Origin of the sequence: Delftia sp. DT-2, from assembly GCF_028401915.1 — a bacterium.
Lineage (GTDB): Bacteria > Pseudomonadota > Gammaproteobacteria > Burkholderiales > Burkholderiaceae_C > Comamonas > Comamonas tsuruhatensis.
Genome location: NZ_JAQOTI010000002.1, coordinates 80052 through 103940 on the forward strand (window position 1 = coordinate 80052; position 23889 = coordinate 103940).

The 23889-nt window shown below is 64.1% G+C and carries 20 protein-coding genes; 3 read left to right on the top strand and 17 right to left on the bottom strand.

All coding sequences use genetic code 11. The annotated features are described in order from the left end of the window. Positions 1–5: 5 nt before the first annotated feature. The 5 genes from PO605_RS02890 to PO605_RS02910 form a co-directional block, all read right to left on the bottom strand. The gene (locus PO605_RS02890; RefSeq protein WP_016446439.1) at positions 6–296 is read right to left on the bottom strand and encodes a DUF1799 domain-containing protein; all 291 of its coding nucleotides are present in this window, start codon (positions 294–296) and stop codon (positions 6–8) included. A gap of 29 nt (positions 297–325) precedes the next feature. Beyond that, positions 326–781, bottom strand: a complete 456-nt coding sequence (locus PO605_RS02895; protein ID WP_012203259.1) for a hypothetical protein — start codon at positions 779–781, stop codon at positions 326–328. Positions 782–824: 43 nt separating this feature from the next. Then, positions 825–1751 carry a phage tail tube protein gene (locus tag PO605_RS02900; protein WP_047474647.1) on the bottom strand — a complete coding sequence of 309 codons (927 nt, stop codon included), beginning with the start codon at positions 1749–1751 and terminating at the stop codon, positions 825–827. Positions 1752–1881: 130 nt separating this feature from the next. Beyond that, positions 1882–2367, bottom strand: a complete 486-nt coding sequence (locus PO605_RS02905; protein ID WP_016446440.1) for a hypothetical protein — start codon at positions 2365–2367, stop codon at positions 1882–1884. Between the two features lie 441 nt (positions 2368–2808). Next, positions 2809–3423 carry a S24 family peptidase gene (locus tag PO605_RS02910; RefSeq protein ID WP_013804208.1) on the bottom strand — a complete coding sequence of 205 codons (615 nt, stop codon included), beginning with the start codon at positions 3421–3423 and terminating at the stop codon, positions 2809–2811. Positions 3424–3569: 146 nt separating this feature from the next. Between PO605_RS02910 and PO605_RS02915 the strand changes: the two genes are divergently transcribed. Beyond that, positions 3570–4082 carry a Mor transcription activator family protein gene (locus tag PO605_RS02915; RefSeq protein ID WP_047474649.1) on the top strand — a complete coding sequence of 171 codons (513 nt, stop codon included), beginning with the start codon at positions 3570–3572 and terminating at the stop codon, positions 4080–4082. Positions 4083–4184: 102 nt separating this feature from the next. On the opposite strand, the gene slmA is transcribed toward PO605_RS02915, so the two are convergent. From slmA to PO605_RS02945, 6 genes are all read right to left on the bottom strand, one after another. Beyond that, entirely contained in the window at positions 4185–4880 is a 696-nt protein-coding gene (gene slmA, locus PO605_RS02920) for a nucleoid occlusion factor SlmA (protein ID WP_012203254.1), read from the bottom strand. Between the two features lie 82 nt (positions 4881–4962). Beyond that, positions 4963–6450 (bottom strand): ATP-binding protein, encoded by a 1488-nt coding sequence (locus PO605_RS02925; protein WP_047474651.1) that lies wholly within the window; start codon positions 6448–6450, stop codon positions 4963–4965. A 37-nt stretch (positions 6451–6487) separates the two neighbouring features. Beyond that, positions 6488–7207: a response regulator transcription factor gene (locus PO605_RS02930; RefSeq protein ID WP_016446445.1), complete on the bottom strand. Its 720-nt coding sequence runs from the start codon at positions 7205–7207 to the stop codon at positions 6488–6490. 121 nt (positions 7208–7328) lie between these two features. Continuing rightward, positions 7329–8219: an acetylglutamate kinase gene (argB, locus tag PO605_RS02935; RefSeq protein WP_012203251.1), complete on the bottom strand. Its 891-nt coding sequence runs from the start codon at positions 8217–8219 to the stop codon at positions 7329–7331. 109 nt (positions 8220–8328) lie between these two features. Continuing rightward, the gene (locus PO605_RS02940) at positions 8329–9432 is read right to left on the bottom strand and encodes a glycosyltransferase family 4 protein (protein WP_082001651.1); all 1104 of its coding nucleotides are present in this window, start codon (positions 9430–9432) and stop codon (positions 8329–8331) included. Positions 9433–9437: 5 nt separating this feature from the next. Then, positions 9438–10061, bottom strand: a complete 624-nt coding sequence (locus tag PO605_RS02945) for a glycosyl transferase (protein ID WP_231574550.1) — start codon at positions 10059–10061, stop codon at positions 9438–9440. 499 nt (positions 10062–10560) lie between these two features. Here PO605_RS02945 and PO605_RS02950 point away from each other — a divergent pair, with 499 nt between their 5' ends. Continuing rightward, positions 10561–14352, top strand: a complete 3792-nt coding sequence (locus PO605_RS02950; protein ID WP_047474655.1) for a methyltransferase domain-containing protein — start codon at positions 10561–10563, stop codon at positions 14350–14352. 110 nt (positions 14353–14462) lie between these two features. Further along, complete coding sequence (locus PO605_RS02955; protein ID WP_047474657.1) at positions 14463–17015, top strand: DUF7657 domain-containing protein; 2553 nt, start codon at positions 14463–14465, stop codon at positions 17013–17015. A 26-nt stretch (positions 17016–17041) separates the two neighbouring features. Here the strand turns inward: PO605_RS02955 and PO605_RS02960 are convergent, their stop codons facing one another. The 6 genes from PO605_RS02960 to PO605_RS02985 all read right to left on the bottom strand — a co-directional run bounded on the left by PO605_RS02960 (position 17042) and on the right by PO605_RS02985 (position 23791). Continuing rightward, positions 17042–17902: a class I SAM-dependent methyltransferase gene (locus PO605_RS02960; RefSeq protein WP_016446450.1), complete on the bottom strand. Its 861-nt coding sequence runs from the start codon at positions 17900–17902 to the stop codon at positions 17042–17044. Between the two features lie 40 nt (positions 17903–17942). Continuing rightward, complete coding sequence (locus PO605_RS02965) at positions 17943–18839, bottom strand: class I SAM-dependent methyltransferase (RefSeq protein WP_016446451.1); 897 nt, start codon at positions 18837–18839, stop codon at positions 17943–17945. Positions 18840–18893: 54 nt separating this feature from the next. Continuing rightward, positions 18894–20183: an ABC transporter ATP-binding protein gene (locus tag PO605_RS02970; RefSeq protein ID WP_046987374.1), complete on the bottom strand. Its 1290-nt coding sequence runs from the start codon at positions 20181–20183 to the stop codon at positions 18894–18896. Then, positions 20180–20980 (bottom strand): ABC transporter permease, encoded by an 801-nt coding sequence (locus PO605_RS02975; RefSeq protein ID WP_016451821.1) that lies wholly within the window; start codon positions 20978–20980, stop codon positions 20180–20182. Before PO605_RS02975 ends, PO605_RS02970 begins: the two co-directional genes overlap by 4 nt. Positions 20981–21060: 80 nt before the next feature. Then, positions 21061–21990: a peptidylprolyl isomerase gene (locus PO605_RS02980; protein WP_047474660.1), complete on the bottom strand. Its 930-nt coding sequence runs from the start codon at positions 21988–21990 to the stop codon at positions 21061–21063. Between the two features lie 88 nt (positions 21991–22078). Further along, the gene (locus PO605_RS02985; protein ID WP_047474662.1) at positions 22079–23791 is read right to left on the bottom strand and encodes a hypothetical protein; all 1713 of its coding nucleotides are present in this window, start codon (positions 23789–23791) and stop codon (positions 22079–22081) included. Between the last annotated feature and the right edge of the window lie 98 nt (positions 23792–23889).

Genomic DNA, 23889 nt, shown 5'->3' on the forward strand with positions numbered 1-23889 from the left:
ATGCCTCAGCCCCGGTTGAGCTGGCGCAGCGCCTGCGCCTCCAGTACCTGCAATTGCGCGAAGACCTCGCCGCGCTGCGCGGCGGGCACCGCGTAGCGGCGCATCACGATCTCGACCCCGGCGTAATCCAGCCCGTCCCAGTGCCACTGGCCCCAGGGCGTGGCCGTCCTACGCCACTGGGTGGAGCAGCCGAGGTACACGCTCCAGGCCATCGCATGCTCCGGCCACAGTTCGTAGTCCTCGGGGTGCTGCCGTTGCAGATCGCCGGGCACCATCCGGTCGGGGTCGATCCCCATCTGCGCGCACTGGGTGCGCAGCTCGTCGTCTACGAGATAGCGGTCTGCGCCGTCGAGGCCGAGGTGATGCCGGACAGCGCCACGGAGTTTTTTGTGGCGGCATCCCGCTGGTGCACGTTGAGTCCGTCGAACCAGGCCACGGCCATGGCCTGCTCCAGTCCCGGGTAGGCCTCCTCGGCCGCCAGGCGCTCGTCGCGGCTGTAGGGCACGGGTGTTCCTTCGTCGCCCAGCATCCCCTCCCAGCCCACAACCACTTCGTCGAGCAGTTCAGGGATGGTCATGCGCCGTACCTCCTGCGAGCCATCGGGCTGCGTGGCGGGCTTGCCGACGACGATGAGTTCATTGATCTCGTCACGCCGCGCCTTGCCCAGGCGCTTGAACACGACGGCAAAGTGATGGGCTCCGAACCTGCCCTCATCGACGGGCAGGTACAGCGTTGCGGGAACGGAGATGGTGGGCTTGAGCCCGGAAATCTTGACGGCCATGGTGATCCTTGGATGTGTAGTTGTCAGGCAGGGAGGTGAGGCGTCAGATCTCGATGGACCATTCGTCGTTGCCCGCGTCGGAGGGAATGAACGACAGGGGGATCGTGATCATCTGCACGCCATCGCTGTCGCTGTAAGTCGGCTTGCCGATCTGGGCGCGCGCGCTCTTGAAACTGACGGTGTTGGTGGCGCCGGGGCCATGCTTGAGCGTGACGGGCACGATGGCGCTGGCGCGCGCCAGGCCGATCCAGTCCTTGGTGGCCACGCTGGTGTTCTCGAAGGTGACGCTACCCGTGGACTTTCGGTCCGTGATTTCCACGGTGTCCACGTTCATCAGGTCTCGCTTGACCACCTGGTTGCCGCACTTGAAGCTGAAGGCGCTGCAGGCCACCGCCAGGCCATCGAGGGTCAGTTGGGTGTTGGTCTTGTTGACGCCCAGAGGAGCGACGAAGTCGCTGTAGTCCACAGCCGGCAGGGCCTCATCCACGGCGGGGACAAAGGAGCCCGTGAACTCGAACTTCCACTTGGGAATGGCCTTGGCATCGGTGCTGAACTCCACCTCGCCGCGTGCACCATGCATCTTGTAGAGGGTGCCGTCCACGTTGCCGTAGATGGTCACGCTCTGGATGCCGTCGGTCACGGGAGAGAAGACTGTCTTCACGCCAGTCTCGGTGCTGGCGCTGGCGGCGCACGCACGCAACAGGTCGGTCACGCCGGGACGCTCACCCGCTGCGGCCACACCCGCGAATTCCACGGAGAACGACACCTTCTGGTATTCGGTGACCAGGGTGCTGCCGCTGGAGCCGAAGAAGGGACGGATGTTGTTGCGCTCGACCACGTCGCCCTCGATGGGGGTCAGGGTCACGTCGCTGACCAACATGGCATTGGCCGCCAGCGGTACGACAGCCGTGCCGACAACGGTTTCAACCAGGGCCAGGAGGGCCATCTTGCGCATGATTTTTGCTGCCATTTGGAGAATCCTTTGAAGAGATGAAGAGATGTTTCGCGACCTTGGGCGCCGTCCTCCAGCGCCGCGGGCCACAGGGGTTGCGGGAAAGGTGCGGGTTATCCGGTCTAGGCCCGGTTCGGGGGTGTGCAGGTCACAGGTAGCTCCAGGTTCTGAGTTGCAGGACAACGGAGTGGCAACGCACTCCCGCGAAATCCACAGGCTCGGCACGCATGAGCTGCACGCCATCGGTGCTGTCGTCGCTGCCTGCCAGGGGACCGGGCTGGCACGCGCCGCCCAGGGTCGGATCGGCTCGCACCAGGGCGCGGAACTGCTCGACCAGGTCGTCCAGCAACAACTCGCTGGCCTGGGCGTCGGCAATGGCCAGGTAGCCATGCAGCGTCCACTGGTGCACGCTTACCGTGCGGGCCGTGCTGCTGCCGTGCTCGGCCGTGCTGCTTCTGCGCAGCCACCAGCCGCGGACATGGGCCGTGCCTGCTGCAGGCGGCGTGTACGTGAACAGGGCTGCCAGTTCGGCATCGCTGGCGGCATGGCGTTCGCGGTCCTGCACAACGCCGATCTGCGGCACCGAGGCCAGGATGGCCACGATGGCGTTGCGATGCTGGGCCAGTGCATTCATGAGCGCAGCACCGGAAAGGCCGCCACCACACTGGCCGCAGCCTCGGCCACGATGGGCCGCAGATGAGCGGCAAAGAGCAGGAACAGTTGTGCGATGGCGTACATGGGTCACTCCGTTGGGGGACGCAGAAAAAGATGCGTCGTTGCGATGGAGTGACTGTGCCGAGGCAGGCAAAAATGAATAAGGCCTGCATATGCAGGCCCGGTTTCAGCGTCCACAGGCGCGCGCCTTCTCAGGCGCAGCGGACCTGGATGCCAGCCACATGTGCCTTGGCCCGGCACATCCCAACGGCCAGGCAAGCGCAAACGTCCTGCCGCTCGGGCAGGCACGGACGCACGAAAGAGGAGGACGAGAAAGGCTGGGTGAAGACGGAAGCGCGCAGGCTGGCCTCAGGCCCGCGGCAAAGTCTTTGGAGCGATGCTGGGCGGCGCGGCCCGGGGGCTAGAGTTCTCCGCCGTGCCAGAGAACCCGGCCGCAGATGCGCAGCCGGTTGGCCGCTTCGCCTTCCAGAACCTGGGGCGGATAAGCGGGGTTGTAGCTGACGATGCGCACACCGCCCGTGCTGAAGTCGCGCTCCAGCAGCTTGACGTAGTTCTCACCCTCCAGCTCGATCACATAGACACCATCCTGGGTCAGCGTATCGACCGAGGTGTTGACCAGCAGGATGTCGCCATCGTTGATGCGGTCCGCCATGGATCTTCCACGGGCACGCACGATCTTGGCGTTGTGTCTGCCCAGCCCCTTGGACTGCAGCCAGGACGAACGGAAGGCGAAGCGGCCTATCACCTCGTCGGGGCCGTTGACGGCCCCATGCCCTGCGCTGACGTGCGCATCGAGCATCTCGATCTGCGTGAACTCGTCTTCGGCCGCCCCACCATGCCGAGCCCCAGGCTTCGCTGCGCCCGTGCCGTTGAAATACTCCAGCGGCCGGCCCGCTCGCTGCGAGGCCCGCAGCAGTTGCCGTGCTGGCACTTCCCCGCGCTTGCGCCAGGTCCGCACCGTTTCAGGCTGAACCTCCATGCCCGCCATCCAGTCGGGTCCCAAGGCTTCAGCCATGCGCGCCAGTACCTCATCAACGTTGGATGTAAGCGCATCAGTCACTGGTTTTGCAGGCATGGCGAATCTTGACAGTGGTTCGTTATGGACCAAGAATATGGTTCAAATTGAACCGTTTCCTTTTGAACCAAGAGCGTACAGCCAAAATGCATTCCGAACACCATCCGGCACCTGTCTTCCAGGGCTTTCGGCCTGCTACCCTGCCCCCCACCATCGGCATACCCACGCCCGGAGCAGCTGCCATTGACCCGCGCCATGGCACTTGCAGTGATCTGCTCCCGCCCCTGCTGCAGGACTTCGAGCGCCTGATCGGACTGCAGCCCACGATGGCCTTGGTGCAGCGCTGGGGTGGGCTGCGCATCTACGTTCCCACGCCGGACAAGGTCACACCCGAGCATCCCTATGCGGCCACCATAGGCGTGAAAGCCTTGCTCCAGCTCGCCCGTGAGTATGGAGGCCTGCCCCACTTCCAGCTGCCCAGGGCAGCGCGCGCACTGCAGGCACTACGCAACCAGCGTATCGCCGCAGACTACGCCACGGACAAGACGGCCCGGCAACTGGCTGCCGAGCATGGGATTACGGAAGGCCAGGTGGGGCGCATCGTTGCGGCGCTGGGCGTGACAGCACCGGCCAGGCGACGGCGCAATCTTGCCGGCTGAGCACTGCCACCGCGAAGAAGCAAGGCCCTGGTCGCAAAAAAGCCACCGGCGCAAGCGGGTGGCTTTGCTGCAGAGCGGACCCTGGGGTCCGCTGGGCCGTGTTCAGACCATCAAGGCCAGGCTGGCTTCCAGATGCTCGGTCGGCAGGCGGCGGAAACCCGAGCGTGCGTAGCGCTGCAGGCGGCCCAGCGCGAACGACGTCAGCACGCTGGCGGCGACCTGGGCATCGACCGTCGGGGCGGAGGAGCCCAGCGCACCGGCGGCGGGGCGCAGGCACTGGCGCAGCGTGGATTCGATGCGGTCGAAGAACTGGTTCATGCGGGCCTGCAGACGCTCGTGCTCGAAGACGATGGCATCGCCCACCATGACGCGCACCATGCCGGGGTTGCGCTCGCCGAACTGCAGCACCAGCGAGATCACGCGGCTGGCCTGGCGCATGCCATCCACTGCGGGACGCTCTTCCTCCGGCACATCCCGCCCGACGATCTGCTGCACCAGCGTGAAGACGGATTGCTCGATGAACTCGATCAGGCCTTCGAACATCTGTGCCTTGCTGGCGAAGTGGCGGTACAGGGCCGCCTCGCTGACGCCCAGGTGAGCGGCCAGCGCTGCCGTGGTGATGCGTTCTGCGCCGGGCTTTTCCAGCATGGCCGCAAGCGCCTGAAGGATCTGCTCGCGCCGCTCCCCGGGTTTGGGGCGTTTGCGCGCAGGCGTGGGGGCGGAAGCGGAGGCGGCTTCGTCGGAAACGACATCAGCGCCAGGAGCGGATAAAGGCGACAGGACTTCAGACTCGGACATAAGCAGATCAACTATTTGTAAGTAATTCTCTCACAGCCCTCGGCGGCAACTCCGCACAAAGCTGTCCCCATGAGCGCAACCGTCAGGATCGCGTCCCTGTTGGCTGCGCTGCTACTGTTTCCGAGAGCACGGCCGGCATTTGCAATGGAAGCTCCAAGCGTACCAGCAGGCCCTTGCCCTGCGCGCCAGCGCCAAAGGCCAGAGTGCCCTGGTGCAACAGGGCGATTTCATCGGCAATCGCCAATCCCAGCCCCGTTCCATCGCCGGACGCACCCTGGGCGCGGTAAAAGCGCTGCGTGATCTGCGAGCGCTCGGCCTCGGGCACGCCGGGGCCATCGTCCTCGATCTCCAGGAAGGCCCACCCTGGCGGCTCATCCGCAGACTGCACCGCGCCATGGTACATGCCGCAGCGCAGCGTGACGCTACCGCCGGGCGGCGTGTACTTGATGGCGTTGTCCACGAGATTGGACACCAGTTCGCGCAGCAGCCAGCTGTGACCCCAGACACTGGCCGGAGCAACGTCAAGGCCGAAGTCCAGCCCCTTGGCGCTGGCCTGGTCGAAGAACATTTCCAGCATGCTTTCGCACAGGTCCTTGAGGTCCACCTGCTGCAGCGGCTGGACTTCGGCATTGCGGGCGTCGGCACGTGACAGCGCCAGCAACTGGCGTGCCAGCTGCGAGGTGCGCCGCGTGGCGTCGCGCAATTGCTCGATCTGCGTCACGCTGAGCACCACCTGGGCCTCGGTGCCCTTGCGCCTCGCTTCGGCCTGGGCAGCCTGCGCGCTCAGCGCCCAGGCCTCGACCTGGGCTTGCAAGGCCGCCAGAGGCGTGCGCAATTGATGGGCGGCATCGGCCACAAAGCGCCGCTGGCCTTCGGCCTGGGCGTTGACCAGTGCAAACAATCGGTTGAGCGAGCGCACCAGCGGGCGGACCTCGGCCGGCGAGCTGTGCTCAGAGATGGGACTGAGGTCGCGCGGCGAGCGCCGCTCCACAGCCTGGGTCAGGGTCAGCAGCGGCCGGAAGGCCCGGCTGACCGACCAGTAGATGGCGATGCCAGCGCCCGCGATCAGCAGAACGCTGGGCAGCAGCACATGCAGCAGCAACTGGCGCACCCATTGCTGGCGTACGTCGCCACCGTCGGCCAGCACGAGCACCATTTCACCGGCGCCATAGGTTTCGGCGCGCATGACGGCCACGCGGTAGGTCAGGCCGTCATGCTCCTGGCTGTGGAACTCGGCCAGCGGCGTGGAAGGCACATCGAAGCGGATCCAGGTGTCGCCGGCAACGACATGGCCCTGCAGGTCGCCCACGGCATATCCGACGTCGTTGCCGCGCTGGCGCAAGACTTCCTCGATGGCGGGCGTCAGCGCGACCAGCGGCGGCGTTCCCTCGGCAATCGACGGTGCCAGCACGGAGTCGGCCAGCGCGGGCAGCAGGCGCAAAAGGCGCTGGTCATGCTGGGTGGAGGCCTCGTCTGCCGAGCGGTAGCCGAACCAGCCGCCCATCAGCGCCAGCAGCGTCAGCGGCACCACCAGCAGCACCAGCAGGCGAAGTCGCAGATTGGCTGTCATGGGCGGTCAGCGCCTGGGGCCATGCGCCATGTCCGCATCAGGCAACGGTATGCGAGAGTTCCAGCCGATAGCCGAAGCCCCGGATGGAGCGCAGGGCCACGCCGTGCGGCTCCAGCTTGCTGCGCAGGCGAGAGACATAGACCTCGACCGCATTGGGCGTGATCTCTCGGTCCCAGCCCGTGAGCGCCTGCAGCAGCTTGTCCTTGCTGGCCGGCTTGGGCGCGTGGATCAGCAGGTATTCCAGCACGGTCCATTCGCGCGGGCCCAGGTCGATGGGCAGCAGCTTTCCCTCGCTCTCATCGTCTTGTGCAGGCTGGCGCGCGCCGGCGCGGCGGCCTGCCGTGTCCAGCTCGATGGGACCGAAGCTGAGGACGGCCGATGTGGCTGCCTGTGATCGGCGCAGCAGCGCGCGCAGCCGGGCCAGCAGTTCAGGAAGCTCGAAGGGCTTGACCATGTAGTCGTCGGCGCCCTGGTCCAGGCCCTGCACGCGGTCCTGCAGCGCGTCGCGCGCCGTCAGAATCAGCACGGGCATGGCCGAGCTCTCCACCGCGCTGCTGCGCAGGCGGCGCGTGAGCTCCAGCCCGTCGATACCGGGCAGGCCGATGTCGATCACGGCCAGGTCGAAGGCTTCCTGGGCCAGCACCTCCAGGGCGCGCTCGGCACTGCCGACCCAGTCCACGGCATACCCCGCATCGGACAGCCCCAGCTTGATGCCGCTGGCCACCATCACATCGTCTTCCACAAGAAGCAAACGCATATCAAACCTAAAAAACAAAAGCCGCCCAAAGGCGGCTTGCAGCAGACCGGCCCAGGCCGTCAGACCACGCCCGGGCCATGCGCGATGGTAACGCGAACCGCAAAGTCCGCGCCATCGGGCCTCAATGGCTGCGGATCATGGTGCCGTAGGCCTGGTCGGTCAGGATTTCCAGCAGCATGGCATGCGGCACGCGGCCATCGATGATGTGCACGGCGTTGACGCCGGCCTTGGCGGCATCCAGGGCGCCGCTGATCTTGGGCAGCATGCCACCCGAGATGGTGCCGTCGGCGAACAGGGCGTCGATCTCGCGCGCCGTGAGGTCGGTCAGCAGGCTGCCCGCCTTGTCCAGCACGCCGGGGGTGTTGGTCAGCAGCACCAGCTTTTCGGCCTGCAGCACCGTGGCCAGCTTGCTGGCGACCACGTCGGCGTTGATGTTGTAGCTCTCGTTTTCCTCGCCAAAGCCGATGGGGCTGATCACGGGGATGAAGGCGTCATCCTGCAGCGCGCGCACCACGCTGGGGTCGATGGAGACGATGTCGCCCACCTGGCCCACGTCGTACTCGATGTTCGGATCCTTGTTGTCGACCATCTTGAGCTTGCGTGCGCGGATCAGGCCGCCATCGCGCCCTGTCAGGCCCACGGCCTTGCCACCGGCCTGGTGGATCAGGCCCACGATGTCCTGCTGCACCTCGCCGGCCAGCACCCATTCCACGACTTCCATGGTCTCCGCGTCGGTCACGCGCATGCCCTGGATGAACTCGCCCTTCTTGCCCAGGCGGTTCAGGGCCGTCTCGATCTGCGGCCCGCCGCCATGCACCACCACCGGATTCATGCCCACCAACTTCAGCAGCACCACGTCTTCCGCGAAGTCGGCCTGCAGGGCCGGATCGGTCATGGCGTTGCCGCCATACTTGATGACCATGGTCTTGCCATGGAACTTGCGGATGTAGGGCAGGGCCTGGGCGAGGATTTCGGCCTTGTCGCGGGGGGCAATCGAGAGGATATCGTTCATGGTGCTAGCCCGGGGGCGTGGAAGTAGTCAACAACAAGGCGGGCATTGTGCCGCAACTGCGCGGCAGTGTTGCATGCCCGGATGACGGAACGCCCATGGCGCCCGGTCATCATCCATTGTTCTGCATCCAGCCCGGCAGCTTGAAGCGCACGATGGCCAGATAGGCCACCACGTAGCTGACCACGAACAGCAGGCAGAACCCCACCAGGACCGGTGTATTGCTCCAGAACAGCAGCGCAGGCACCACGGTCAGCAGCGTGAAGGCCCACAGATAGGGGGAGGTCCGGTTATTGCGGCGAAGCATGCGCCGGGCCAGATCATCGTCGAACACGCCGCGCACGATGCGCCGATAGATGAGCTGGTGGAAATGCAGGGCATCCGCCATGCCCGGCGACATGCCGCGCATCAGCTTGCGGTAGATGGAGAACACCGTCTCCCAGACCGGATAGATCAGCAGCAGCATGGGAAACCATGGAGAGACTGCGGAATTGCGCTGCACCAGGGCGATGCTGGCCAGGGCAATCGCCAGGCCCCAGACATAGGCTCCGCCATCGCCGGCAAACATCATGCCGCGCGGGTAGTTCCAGACCAGGAAGCCGCAGGTGGCGGCGGCCAGCGTCACCAGCATGGCGGCCAGCGTGCGGTCGCCCACCTGCAAGGCCACATGGGCCAGCGCCAGGCAGATGATGGTGGCCACCATGCCCGCCAGCCCGTTGTAGCCGTCGATGATGTTGAAGGCATGGGGCAGGCCTGTCAGCGCCAGCACCGCCAGGCCCATGCCCAGCCAGGGCATGGCAGGACCCAGCGCCTGTTCCAGCCAGGGCCAGCCGAGCCGGGGCACGGTGAGGCCGCACAGCAAAACCGCCAACACGGCGCTCAGCAGGGTCAGCACCAGCCGGTAGCGCACGCTCAGGCGCTGCGATACATCCTCGATGATCCCCCCGACCACGGCCGGCAGCATGGCGGCCAGGCATACGACGACCCACAGCTGCATGCGCAGCGACGAAGGATCTCCGCGCATGCTCAGCCAGGTGCCGACTCCCCAGGAGACAGCCAGCCCGAGGTACATGGGCACGCCCCCCAGCCGGGGTACCTCGCCCATGTGGAAACGCTGAGGCTTGTCGTATCCGTAGGAGGACGTTGCGGACCGCCGGGCCCAGCGCAGCAGCAGCGCACAGCCGATGAAGGAGACCATGAAGGCCAGTACCGACATCCAGATCACGATGGTTCTCCACGCAGGCTGCGCAGCGAGAGCGCTGCCTGCGGCAGGGCCCTGGCCTTGCGGTAAGCCGGCCGGCTCCACAGCCGCAGCAGGCTGGCCACGTGCCATGCGCCGTGGCGCAGGCTGCGCCGGCTCGCCCTCTGGCCCGCATGGACCACAGGCAAACCGCCGCGCCTGAGTTCTCCGCCCAGCACCCGCAGGCGAAGGCACAGATCCACATCCTCACAATACATATAGAAACCTTCGTCAAACCCACGCAGCCGCAGCCAACTGTCCCGGCCCAGCACCAGGCAGGCCGCATTCACCCATTCCACACGCCGCTCCACGCGCCCGCGCAGCTTGCGCCGCAGCAAATTCCACAGCGATGGCAACTCCCGTTCGAAATCCTGCAGCGCGCCGTCTTCACCGATCTGCGGGGGATAGGCCAGGGCCAGTCCCGGACGGGCCACCAGCGCCAGAAGGTCTTGCAACGGCTCCTCCTGCTCGCTCCAGAACACATCGGGATTGATCACGCAGACAAACGGCTCCCGTGCGCTCGCCAGCGCCCGGTTGTGGTTGCAGCCGAACCCCAGAGGCTGCGCATTGCGCCGGATCTCCAGAGCAAAGGGCCAGCCGGCCACGGGCGCCTGGGGCTCCGCCTCGGGAATGTTGAGCGTCAACACCACACGGGACACCGGCGCAAGGCGCGCCGAAGCCAGGCACTCAAGCAGCCTCTGGATATGAGCGCCATGTCCGTGGCTCACCACCGACACGACCAACGATGAACCCATCAATGCCGCCCTTCAAATCTTCAAATTCCCGCACGGGAATCACGCGCCGCAGAAACGGCGGCACAGAGTATTCCGCCGACAGCCTTTGTCAAGCGTCAGCGGCCATGCCGTAATGCAAAAAAAATGCAACAGCCGCGCAATATGTCATTACCCGGCCATGCCATGCAGTCACTGCAGTGGCCGGGATTATGATGCGCGACAATCTGCCGCCCGGACTTCCGGGATTTTTTGCGCCCTGACGTGGGCGCAGCTTGCTGCCCGCTGCGGACTGGCCAAGGCCGTCTGGCATGAATGAATACGGCCGCGGCACCTGCTCCCAGCGGAGAGATTGCCCGGCACCCCTTTTCCTATGACCACACCCATTCCCGATCCCCACGTCTACCTGCGCACCGTCGATCTGAACGAGCGCACGTCGCTGTCCGTGCTGGCCGGCCATGTCCGGGCCCAGGCGCACATACTGGATCTGGGTTGCGGCAGCGGCGCGCTGGGCGCCTTTCTCGCCGAGCACAAGCAATGCGTCTGCGACGGCGTCACCCTGAGCCAGGAAGAGGCACGCCATGCAGCGCCCTTCTACCGCCATGTCCATGTGGCCGACCTGGAAGACTGCGACCTGGACCAGCTCTTCGGCGAAGCACGCTATGACTACATCGTCTGCGCCGACGTGCTGGAGCACCTTCGCCAGCCCGAGCGCATCCTGGCTGCATGCCGCAAGCGGCTGACGCCCGAAGGCCGTCTGCTGATCTCCGTGCCCAATGCAGGCTACAGCGGCCTGGTGGCAGAACTGCTGCATGGCGAATTCCGCTACCGCGAAGAAGGCCTGCTGGACCGCACCCACCTGCGTTTTTTTACGCGGCGCTCGCTTTCGCGCTTTCTGGCCGAGCAAGGCTGGCAGGTGGACGACATCGACACCATCGAACGGGCGCTCCCCGAATCCGAATTCCGCGTCGCCTACGACAGCCTGCCCCCTGCCGTTGCCCGCCACCTGCTGGCCACGCCCGATGCACTGGCCTATCAGTTCATCGCCAGTGCCGCCCCGGTGGCCCAGGCACAGGCCATCGAGCCGCCGGTGAACTATCCACAGGCACATGCCCTATTCACGGCACAGCTCTACATGGCACGCGCTGGCCGCTATGACGAAGAAAGCAAGCTCTCCACCACGGGCATCATTGGCCAGGCACGCCAGACACTGCGCTTTGCGCTGCCCGACCACAACACTTCACTGAGCCATCTGCGTCTGGACCTGGCCGACCGGCCGGGCTTCATACACCTGCATCGGCTGGCCTTGCTCGATGCGCAAGGCGCCGTCGTCTGGCAATGGCTGCCCGAGGATTCGGACGCTGCCCTGCTGGGGCAACGCCCGCATCATCAGCTCGTGTGGAATGGACTTCATCCGGCAGGCGCCTTCTCGCTGATGCTGCTTCTGACCGGCGATGACCCCTGGTTCGAACTGCCCATTCCCGCAGAAACCCTGGCTGCACTGCGTGGCGCCTCGCTGGAGATCGAGATGGGATGGCCCATGTCGGCCGACTATCTGGCGCTGGCGGGCGCCGTGCAGCCGCTTGAACGGCAGATCGCGCAAGAGCGCAGCCGGGCCAATGATCTGCAGGATCAGTGGCACACACAGCGCATGCGGCTTGAGCAGCAGCACGCGCAGGATGTCCAGCAACTGGAAGAGCGAAGCGCTGCGATCCATAGGCTGCAGCACCGCAACGCCCTCCTGGAAGACAGCCACCAGTCGCAGAGCAAGGAGCGCGCCATCTGGCAGCAAGAGGCCACCCGCGTGCAGCGGGACTTCGCGCGCCTGGAGCAGCACCTGCGCGATATCGAGAACTCCACCGTCTTCCGGGCCACGCGCCCTCTCGTCCACGCCAAGATGCGCATTGACCGCCTGCTGGGCCGCACGTCCGTGCCTGCCCCTGTCCTCCACACACCCGTGCCCCAGCCGATGCCGCAGCAACCCGTCGATGTGATCGTGCCCGTGTACCGCGGCCTGGACGACACGCGCAACTGCATCGAATCCGTTCTGGCCAGCCCCTGCCGCACGCACTGGCAACTCGTGGTCATCAACGATGCCAGCCCGGAGCCCGAAGTCACGGCCTGGCTGCGCGAGAAGGCTGCGCAGGAGCCCCGCATCACTTTGCTGGAGAACGAGGAGAACCTCGGCTTCGTCGGCACCGTCAACCGCGGCATGGCGCTGAACACCGCCCATGACGTGCTGCTGCTCAACAGCGACACCGTGGTTGCCAATGACTGGCTGGACCGCATCCGCCAGGCTGCCTACGGCGATGCACGCATCGCCTCCGTCACGCCGTTTTCCAACAACGCCACCATCTGCAGCTACCCGCGCTTTTGCGAGGGCAACGACCTGCCGCCCGGCATGGACACGGCCGCCATCGACGCACTGTGCGCGCGCACCAACCCCGGCCAGGTGGTGGACGTGCCGACCGGCGTGGGCTTTTGCATGTACATCCGCCGCGACAGCCTGAACGCCGTCGGCCTGTTCGACACCGAGCACTTCGGCAAGGGCTATGGCGAGGAAAACGACTTCTGCCAGCGTGCCGCAGCCGCTGGCTGGCGCAACCTGCATCTGCTGGACACCTTCGTGCTGCACACAGGCGGCGTGAGCTTCGGAGAAAGCAAGAGCCCGCGTGAACGTGCCGCCATGGAAACCCTGCGCAGGCTGCATCCGCGCTACGAAGCCGATGTCATGGCCTTCGTCCAGGCCGACCCTGCGCGCACGGCACGCCTGGCGCTGGATGTGGCACGCCTGCAGGCCGAGGCAGCGCAGCAGCCCGTGGTGCTGGCCGTGCTCCACGATCGGGCGGGCGGCACCGTGCGCCATGTCCGCGAACTGGCGCAGTTCCTGCAAGGCAAGGCACTGTTCCTCATGCTGTCCCCAGCCGCAGGTGGAGTCGTGGTCCTGCGCCGTGCCGAAGAGAAGGAAGCCTTCGAGCTCGCCTTCCGCATCAACGACCAGATGGAGGAGCTGGTGCAGGCCCTGCGCCAGCTGGGCGTGGTGCACGTGCACTACCAGCATCTCCTGGGCCACAGCGAAGCCATCCTGGACCTGCCCGCACGCCTGGGAACGGCCCATGACTTCACGGCCCATGATTTCTACACCTACTGCAAGAATATCTCGCTGACCGGCATCGACAACCGCTACATCGTGCCGCCCCGCGCGGGCGAATGCGGCTGCTGCGAACCAACGGACACAGCCCCCTATGCCGGCACCGTGGCCCAGTGGCGCCACCGCAATGCGCTGCTGCTGAACAACGCGCGCCATGTGCTGGCCCCCAGCCAGGACACAGCCAGCCGGATCGCCGGCTTCGTGCCCGGGGCACGCGTCCAGGCCGTTGCCCACACCGACATGCCGGCACAGTTGCCGACCCCAACGGCACGCACATTGGCCGCCACGGCCCCACTCAAGATCGTCGTGCTGGGAGCCATGAGTGCCATCAAGGGGGCCGACGTGCTTGAAGCCGTGGCTATCGAAGCCGCCAAACGCGGAGCTCCTGTGGAATTCCATCTGCTCGGCTATGGCTACCGCAGCCTGCAGACCCAGCCACGCGCACGCCTGACGGTGCATGGTGGCTACAAGGAAGAGGAATTGCCTGCGCTGCTGGAGTGGCTGCAGCCCGACCTGGCCTGGTTCCCCGCCCAATGGCCGGAGACCTACAGCTACACGCTCAGCGCCTGCCTGGCCGCCGGACTGCCCATCGTCGCGCCCGACATAGGGGCCTTCCCCGAAAGGCTGGCAGGCCGCGACTGGTCCTGGGTCATGCCCTGGGACGCCAGCACCGCCCAATGGCTGGACTTCTTCGCGCAAATACGCGAACGCCACTTCATTGAAGGACAGCTGCCGCAGCAACCGGCCGCAACAGGGAGTGCCGCCGCCCAGCCGGGAGCGGCTTTCTATGGCGACGGTTATCTCCAGGGGCTGCAGCCGCGCGATCAGGCCCTGCTCCAGCCACTGGATGCGGCCTTCCTGGCCACACATCGCCTGCAACGCCAGGACCATGCTGCAAGATCGGGGGCCTTGATCCTGCTGGCCCACCTGCGCTCGCTACCCATCCTGCGCGGCGTGGCAAGGCGTATTCCCGCGCACTGGCAGCGCCGGGTCAAGAATTGGCTGCAGGCCTGAGTCAGAAGGCAAGACCGTCGCTGGCGGGCTTGCAGCCCCGACTGCCCTGAACCTTGCGCGCTTCAAGGCAAGGTCCGCATCGCACAAAGGTTGACAACGCTTCTCAGGCCATGCACTCCATACGCCAGTCATTCCACAGGGTCATCCATCGGATATCCTTCCTGCTGCTGACCATACTGCTTTGCGGCTTCCTTCTACCGGCCGGTGCAACTGATACGGCCTTCCATGACCAAGGAGTACTGGAGGATATCCATTTCGATGCGGCCAAACAGCAGTTGATCGCCAAGGGTTGGAGCGCCTCCGGACGCAGCCACGCCTTTCCGACCCAGGCTTCGATCTTCCTGGACGACCACCTTGTCTACCAAGGCCGGCTCAATGCCCTGTCGTATCCCAGGCCCGACGTTGTGGCGGCTACAGGCAATCCGAACTGGGCCAACGCCGGATTCCACATCCGTGCCCCGCTCGACCCGGACTTTGCCTCCGGCACCTACACCGTACGCATGGAAATCATGACCACGGACGGCAGGCGTTTTGCGCTGACCACCATGGACAAGGCGCGACAGATCACGCTGCACCAGGCTGCCCGCGCCGGCCTGCTGCCCAGAGCCGGCGCCCTTGTGGCCTTCTGCCTGCCTGCGCTGCTCCTGTTGCTGTCCCTGTCCGGATGGCAGTCCAGGCTGCGCATTGGTGCCAGGGCTTTTGGTGCGGCAACCGCAGCAGCCTTCATCATTCTGGTGGCGGGTGGATGGACCGGCTCCTCCGTTGCCCTGCTCTTTCAGAACGACGAGCTTGTTACCCATGACGAAAATGCCTGGCTTGGTACCCCCCAGATCATTCGCAGCGATGAATGGCAGGTCATCACCGCCATGGCCATCAGCCAATACCATGCCGCCGCACCCGGACACCTGCTGAAGAGCTTCGAGAACACCAGCACGGTTTTTTCCAGCGCCGGCCACAACATGAACACTGTGGGCATGAGCGGCGTGCCCGTCTCCAACCTGTCTGCGCTTGCCAAGCCAGCTACTTGGGGCTTTTTCATCCTTGACCTGCGGCGGGCGCTCGCATGGTACTGGTGGTTTCCTTACTTTGCCGGATTCGCTGCATGCCTGTGGGTCCTGGTGCGCATCGCACAACTGCGCTGGCAGCCCGCAGCTGTTCTTGCACTTAGCGTAAGTGCGTCCCCCATGTCAGTTGGCTGGTCGGGCTGGCCTGTCTACATCCTGTTTTTCGCACTGCTCGCCTTCGGCATGTTCCTGACCGCTTGGACAAGGCAATCCATCCGGCAGGTGCTGCCCAGGGCGTTGGTGGCAGGCTGGGCACTGGCAGGCTTTGCCCTTACCCTGTACCCGGCCTGGCTCGTAGTGGTGGCCAGCCTGCTGGGCCCGCTCGCCATAGCATGGCTGTATATGCACCGCGGGGACTGGCGCTGGAACTGGCAACAGGCACTGCTCGTGGTGGTCATGGCGCTTGTGCCCGCCCTTTTGCTCTACGCATGGTGGCTTCATGCTGCAGACGCCGTGTCGTCGATTGCTGCCACGGTCTACCCGGGAAGGCGCATGGAGACAGGGGGATACATGGATCCCTGGTATCTGACCAGAGGGCTTTTCGGTCCGGATCAGATGTTCCACATCACCGACATGCTTGTACCCAGCGATGCCGGCTCCTACATTTTCCTGGCCATTCCGCTGGCCTTGCTGTTTGCCTGGCAGCAAACGCAGGACATGCGGTGCAGGACGCCACGGCAACTGGATCTGGCGGGGTGCCTCTGCCTGACCTTCATTGGCTGGACCCTGTACTTTTCATACCAAGGCATACCTGCCTGGCTGGCTCAGGCGACGCAATGGGCCAAGGTTCCTGTCTACCGCACGGATATCGGCTTGCTGCTGGCTCAGACCTGGCTGCTGGCCAGCGTGCTCAGGAAACAATGGCCCACCCAGGCCTCGGAAATCATTCCAACCATCCCGGAAAGGCAGCGCCAGTTGTCGGCACTTGCGGTAACGGGAGCAACCGCCTGCGCATGGCTTGCGGTTTTCACCTATTCAACGCTGCCTGCGGCGATCTCCGAGACCATCAGTCCTGGGGTCGCCGTCATCACGGCAACGGCCTTTGCCGTCCTGGCCCTGCTGCTGGCAAACCGGCAATTTGTTGCCGCAATGGCCATCTACATGGTCTGGATGCTGGGAACAGCCCTGCCCTTCAACCCCTTGCTGCAGGCGCCATTGCATGTGGAACCAGGGCCAAAGCTGCAACAGCTGGACGCCGATGCCACGAGCCGCCAGGCCCGCTGGGTCGTGCTGGACAACAATCGGCAGGCCATGGCGCTGGCGGCATCTGGCATCAGGATCAGTTCAGGGATCTTCTACCACCCGCCTCTCGCGTTCTGGGAAAGACTGGACCCCGGGAGAAAATACTACGGTATCTACAACCGCTATCAGCACCTGACCATAGAAGGCGCCGAACTGCAAGGCACGGATTTCGAGCCCGTCCTCCATAGCCTGGACCATGTGCTGCTGCGTGTGAACACACGCAGCTTCGACTTCTCGAAGATTGCTGCCACCCACATCGCAGCACCGCAACGGCATGAGCAGGGCCTGAATCAGAATCCGCACCTGCGGCACCTGAAGTCCGAGGGCAGCTGGAGCTTCTATCGCACGATAGATTGATGGACGGGCCTGAGGCCCGATCCCGGCTATGGTTTACCCAGCAGCAGCAGGATCTCGTTGTTGCGCAACCAATCTTCGGGATAACGTCCCTGCAATGCCTCGGGAATGGGCATGTCCACATGGCGCCGCTCCTCACGCAACACCTCGAAACCGGCCTGCCGGGCGATATCGATCAGTTCATCAGCAGTGAGCCGGTTCAGCGCCTGGTATTCCTTGAACACGAAGCGCTTGTAGCCATCCGCACCGAAATCCGCAAAGCCAAAATCCACCTCGGCGGCATCGAGAGGGCCCTCATGCTTTTCGATGGTGTTCCACAACTCCTCTTCCGAGGCCATCAAATGGTGCCAGGGCATATCATCATAGCGACGCAGATGCGAGCCCCAAGGGGAGTGGAACAGGGGCTCGATCTGCAGGAAGAAGACGCCACCCGGCCGCAGACAGGCATGCAGGTCCGCCAGGATGGGCAGCACCTTGTCTCGCTGCACATGCTCGAAGGTGGACCAGCTCAGCAAGCCATCGTAGCCTGCATGCCTGCCCGCCAACGGCGAGTTTGGCACGATGGTCTCGAAGCTCAGCGCGGCGGGAATGCGCGACATGCCCAATTGCTCTCGTGCAATCCGGGGCAGCTTGGCATACTCCTGTCGAATGTCTATGCCGTGGATGGATGTCGCGCCGTGGCGCAATACCAAAGCTAGGTCGGTGATGCCGTCGCCACAGCCGAAATTCAGCAATTTGGCCTGGGACAGATTCAGCGACCGTCCCAGCCAGTCGTGGGCCAGATCAGCCGCATAGTTGAAATGCGCACGAAACCATTCATCCGTGATCTTGTCGGCATTCCATGGGGAAATGCCTAACAGCCGCTCCTGCAAACGCAGCATCCAACTCATGCGATCGTCCTCTTTGTTCTTTCTTTAGCCCAGATAACGTCTACAACAGCTGCAGTACATAGGCATCCTGGTGATTCCAGAAATGCACAAGAGAGCGATGGCGCAGCGCATCACTGCCCCAAGTCTCGGCAATGCGGTCCAGCACAAAGCGCTCAGAGGTAAAAGCTGTTCCGTATTCATTGGCGTCGATGGCGCTCGACTCGCTGGATGGGGCGAAGAAAAAACCATCATCATCGAGCTTCACGCTATCGAAGTCCGCCGCCTTCACACCATGCGTGCTGAACACCAGCAAACCGCCTGGTGCCACCGCATCGCGCAATACCTTCAGCCAGCGTGTCCAGGTCGAGCGCGGCAGATGGCTGAACAGCGACAGCACAAACACCAGCTCGTACTGCTGGGGCCAGCGTACCTGCTCCGGCACGCTGGCCGACGCAAAGCCGTTCACGCCGAATGTCTGCTGCGAGAAATCCACGGCATCGGCCACGATATCCGAGACCGTGACGCGTTCAGCCCCCAGGGCCTTGACCAAGTGCCGCGTGAAGCGGCCATGGCCGCTGGCGAACTCCAGCACGCTGGCCGTGCGCAACAGCGGCTTGTCCACGGCCTCCAGCAGCAGCATGAGTTCCGACAGCGTGCGCCAGCCGTCGGCGAAGTAATCGCGCAGCGGATTCACACTGGACGGATGACCTCGGAAGAAGCCAAAAATATCGTCCTTCGGGGAAATTCTGCAGTCCAGTCCCATTATGTTGGAGAACGAGCCCACAAGCCCATGGGCTTCTATCAGCGCATGCGCCTGCAGCAGGCTGTCGTCGTTTTCGCGTGCACGGACCAGCACCTGCGCAGCACCTGCGCGATCGCCACGCTCCAGGAGATGCAAAGCCTCCTGCAGCAATCGCTGCCCTTCACCGAGGGGATTCGAAGAATTGTCGGATGTCATGGGGTGTGGATTATGGAGCCAACGACAGGCAGCCGTGTATCCCGCCGTACGGGCTCAGCTCCAGTGGTGGGGCAACCGCACCAAGCCCGGCAAGGGTTTGGGAAAGATGAAGCGCAGGTGCAGGAACTGGAACCACTCGTCATAGACGGCCAGCCCTGTCTCATCGAACAGGAAAGCGCTGATCACGTAGTCGCCGCTGTGGAGCGGCAGCTCCGGGAACGTCAGTACGGTCTGCCAGGTTCCATCGGGCAACTGGCGAGGGACCGCTCCATCCTCATGCGTGGCCAGGGAGGTGATGCCCACGCCCTTGGACTGCTCGATCATGAAGCCGATATGGGGCCGCTCGCTCCCCCGGCCGCGCGCTGTGATGGTCACGACCAGATCCTGGCTTTGCAAGAGACCGGGCTGGTCGCCGGCAGGTTCGGCCAGATCCTTCACATCCACGGAAAGAATGCAGGCCGAACCACTGTCAACGGCCGCGACGGGACCTGCAGGCTCAGGCTGTACCTCCTGGTGTCCGGCACCCTCGCCCGCAGACACCTGCAGTGCGGCGACGGGAGCCTCCAGCGACTGCTGCTCACGCTCCTGGCGCTCGCGCGTATGCAGATCGTACGCGGCCAGCACTGGTTCGGTCGGGCCGAACTGCGCCACTTGGCCACCCCGCAGCCACAGGGCGGCATCGCAGAGATGGCGAATGTGATAGGGGCTGTGCGAGCAAAACAGGATGGTGCAGCCGCTTTTGCGGAACGCCATGATGCGTTCGATGCATTTCTTCTGGAAATGCTGGTCGCCCACAGCCAGGGCTTCATCGATGATCAGCACGTCCGGCTGCACCGCCGTCACCAGCGCAAACGCCAGCCGCACCGTCATACCGGATGAATAGGTCTTGACGGGCCGGTCCAGTGCTTCGCCCAGCTCGGCGAACGCCGCGATCTCGGGCTCGAGCTCGCGCATACGCTCATGGCTAATGCCGATCAGGCTGCCGCCGAAATACAGGTTGTCGCGCCCACTGAAATCAGGGTGGAAGCCCGCGCCCAATTCCAGGATGGCCGTCACCCGCCCCACGCGCTCGATCTGTCCGCAACTGGGCTGCAAGGTCCCCGCCAGCAGCTTGAGCAGTGAGCTCTTGCCAGCGCCGTTGTCACCGATCACGCCAATGCACTGCCCGCGCCGCAACTCGAAGGACACGTCCCGCAGTGCCCAATGGCTGCGGTGCGTGGCAGCACCTGTCAACAGCGCCTTCAGGCGCGAACGCGGAGAGGGATAGAGCTTGTATTCCTTGCCCAGTTGGCGCACACGCAGCACCATGTCATCGGGCAGGGCATTGCCATGCTTCATGCTCATAGCCAATCCACCAACTGGTCACGGCTGCGCCGCACCAGCGCATTCAAAACGATGGCGCCGCCCGCAAGCCAGGCCAGCGACACCCACCACACACTCAGCGGCGGCCAGGCCCCCTGCAAAAGCACCTGCTGATAGCCCTGGACCAGCCCCGTCATCGGATTGAGCCAGAGCACCCAGCGCCAGCGCTCGGGGAACATGCTCAACGGAAACAGAACAGGGGTCAGGTAGATACCTACGGACAACAGAAAGCCCACCACCTGTACTGTATCGCGCAGGGCGGCGGCCAGAATGGCCAGCACATACGCAAGCACCAGGCACAGCAGCACCTGCAATGCCAGCAGTGGCAACAAGGCCAGGACGGCGGGCTGCAGTCCATGGGAGGGAATATAGGCCAAGGCCACCAGCAGCAACAGCGGGCCATAGATCAGCGCACTGGCCAGCACCGAGCGCGTGACGAAAAGCACGGGGGGCAAGGGGTTCTTCTGCAACAGCCCGCCTGCGTCGATCAGGCTGTTCATGCCCCGCGAGACGGCATCGCAGAAGGCCATCCAAGGCAAAGCACCCACCACGAGAAATGCCCCCACCGCACGTGTTGGTGCGTGCTCACCCAGCCGCATGCCGAACACCACATCGAATACCAGGTAATAAGCTGCCACAGTCAGCAGCGGCTGCAGGTAGGGCCAGGCAATGCCCAGGGCCGTGCCGGTGTGGCGCGAAGCGATCTCGCGGCGTATCAGCACCCACGCCAGACCGCGCCCGCGCCACAGCGCAAGCGCCTCGTTCCATAAAGCGTTCATCGTAGAAAAACTGGAGGCTGCCCGCCAGCGCCATCGAGGCACAGGCAGGGCAGCCTTTGGATCAGACAGGATACGCCGTATCAGCGCTGTGTCGCGGCAGCTTTCTGTGCAGAAGGTGCCTGGCGTTCGACAAACGCGTCGAGCGCCTTGTCATCGGCCACCATATTTTCCTGCACCTTGCGCACCAGCGCCATGCGGGCGTCATTGGCAGACTCTGTTCGAACCTCGCGCAGCAATTCGTCCTTGACTTCATCAAACGGGCGGACCGAGGGCGCACGCCGCTCTTCCAACTGGATCACATGGTAGCCGAACTGGGTCTGGACCACGTCGCTAAGGTCTCCTTTTTTCTGCAGGGCAAAGACGGCCTTGTCGAACTCTGGAACCATGCGACCCTGCGTGAAGAAGCCGAGATCGCCACCGCGCGCCGCGCTGCCCTTGTCGGCTGAATTTTCTTCAGCAAGTTTCGCGAAATCGGCACCCTTCCTGGCCTGGGCCAGCAGTTCTTCCGCTTTGGCACGCGACTCGGGCGTCGTGCCAGAAATCAGGATGTGCCGGGCCTTCACCTGCTCACCCACCTTGAAGCGCTCAGGCTTGGCCTGGTAGATAGAACGCGCCTGTTTCAGCATGGCCGCCTCGCTGGCCCCGCTGTTGCCAGCCGCACGGTTCAACAACTCGTCAGACAGCACCTTGTCGCGTGCCACCTGCAGGGCAGCAGCCACCACAGGATCCTTGTCCAGCCCATCGGCCAGAGCCTGCTTGCCCAAGGCCCGGCGGACAAAGAGATTCTGTGCAATCTGCCCCACAGTCTGCTTGCTGGCCAACGCCTGCGAACGCACCTCGACAGGCAAGCGCATCTGCACATCGGCCTCCACATCAACCGCAGTGACGGCGGTCTGGCCATCGTGCACCAGCGTGACCGCATCGGCGGCGTGCACCACTGGCACAGCAGCTACCAGCGCTGCCACGGCCCAGGCTTGCAACGGAGAGAAACGGATGGTCGAAAGCTTCATGGAATTGAAAACGTATAGTGAAATAAAAAAAAGGCAGGGGAAACCCCTGCCTTTTCGGATCGCGTTACCGCGAAAAAGTGCCCACTAATTAGGGAGCAACGCGCGTGTAGCGGTGAGGCCAAGTCACGCCGTAGGTGCCGGACATGCCTTGACGAGCGGAGGGGTTCTCCAGCTTGATGAAGGCGGAGCCGATCAGGGGCAGGCCCAGGCCGGAGTTGGTGGTCGTCAGAACACCCCAGCCGTTTTCGTAGGTGCCGGAAGTAGCCGTGGTACGGGCCACCGAGGCGCCCAGCACGGAGTTGCCGGTGTCCTTGAATGCCAGCACGCTGACTTCACCGCAGAACTGCACGGAAGTGGTACCGCCGGGCGAGAACTCGGGGATCACGCCGCTGGTGGTTTCTTCACGATCCCAGAACTTCTGACCGTCAGCCAGCACGCAGATGTTGCCCTTGGAGTCAACCGTCGTGTTGCCGTTGCCCTTGTAGGCACCTGCGCCAGCGGCAATATCGTTAGCAGCAGCGGGGTAGAACCAGTTGTTAGTTTGGCTAGCTGCAGCAGTGTTCAGGTTGGTGAACAGGCGGTAGTTGGCATCGCTGGTCTTCGCAGCAGCGTAGTTGGCCACCACGTTGTAACGGCGTGTGGGCATGGAGAACACCCAATCCGTCTTGGCCGAGATGATGGCGTCCGTAGCGTACTGGTTGGTCACCGAGGTGGCAGCCAGGGCCGTGGTCAGGTTGGAGGCCTGAACGCGGGGATCGGTCACACCGCCAGTGTAAGGCGTGGACATGTCGGGCAGGTCGCTGAAGTTCATCGTCAGCGCTGCAGTCGCGATGTTCTTGCCATCTTGACCGTACACGTTGGCCGTGCGGAACAGCGGATCAGCCGTGGTAGCGTTGGCAGAGACGCCAGCAGCTTCCTGGTTGACCTGCGGGAAGTGCACGAAGTTGCCACGGCCCGTAGCCTGGATGGCGGTTGCAGCACCCGAGAACGTGGTGGTTTGAGCCACGTTCAGGATGTACCAGTCAGCCATCAGGCCGCTGGTGGGAGTCTGCAGGCCGGCTTGGGCAGCAGTGGCTTCTGTGAAGTTCGTCACGGCCACGGTGTCGACCAGCGAGCGGGCGGCAGAGCCAGCCACCGAGCAAGGCGCCACTGCGTTCACGTGCTTGACAGCAGTGTACAGGGGCGAGCGACGGTTGCCGCTCAGATCAACAGGAGCCACGCCGTCAGCGTTCCATGCAGCAGCGCTGGTGATGTCAGCCATGTTGAAGATTTCAACGTAGCCTTCACGGGTCTGGTTGGCCTTGTCTGCATCAGACAGGCTGGGATTCAGACGACGGGTGCCGAAGGGCACGGCCACGTTCTTGGTCAGAGCGGGCACCGTGCAGGTGTTGTCGGCGCTGACCAGAGTGGCACCATCGGTACCGTTGGCGGACACAGCACCGGTCCAGACGTCGCCGGGCGACAGGTAGATCTGGAAGTCCAGCAGGTCGTCAGAGTTCGCGGCGCTGCGGAAGCGGATCTTCACTGCCTTACCGTTCACGGTGTCCGTGTTGGTCAGGTGCAGAACGGTAGCGTTGCCGTTCTGGGCGTTGAAGTAAGGCACGACCAGAGCGTGACCGACACCACCGTGGGCGAGAGTCAGGCCGCCGTTGGTAGCCTGCAGCAGCTGCGAAGCAGCGGCAGCAGCCTTGGCATCCGTGCCGGCGTTCGAACCGCCGATAACGGCAGCCGAAGCCACGCCGGCAAAGCCCAGGCCACCAACCATGGCAGCAATGCTCAGGGCCAGAACATTTTTCTTCATAAGAACTATCTCCAGTAAAAAGATAAGGTAGTTGCAACCACCACGATTGATCGCCGAGGAATCGTAGCACAGCCATTTGCGCCACTTACCGCTTATTT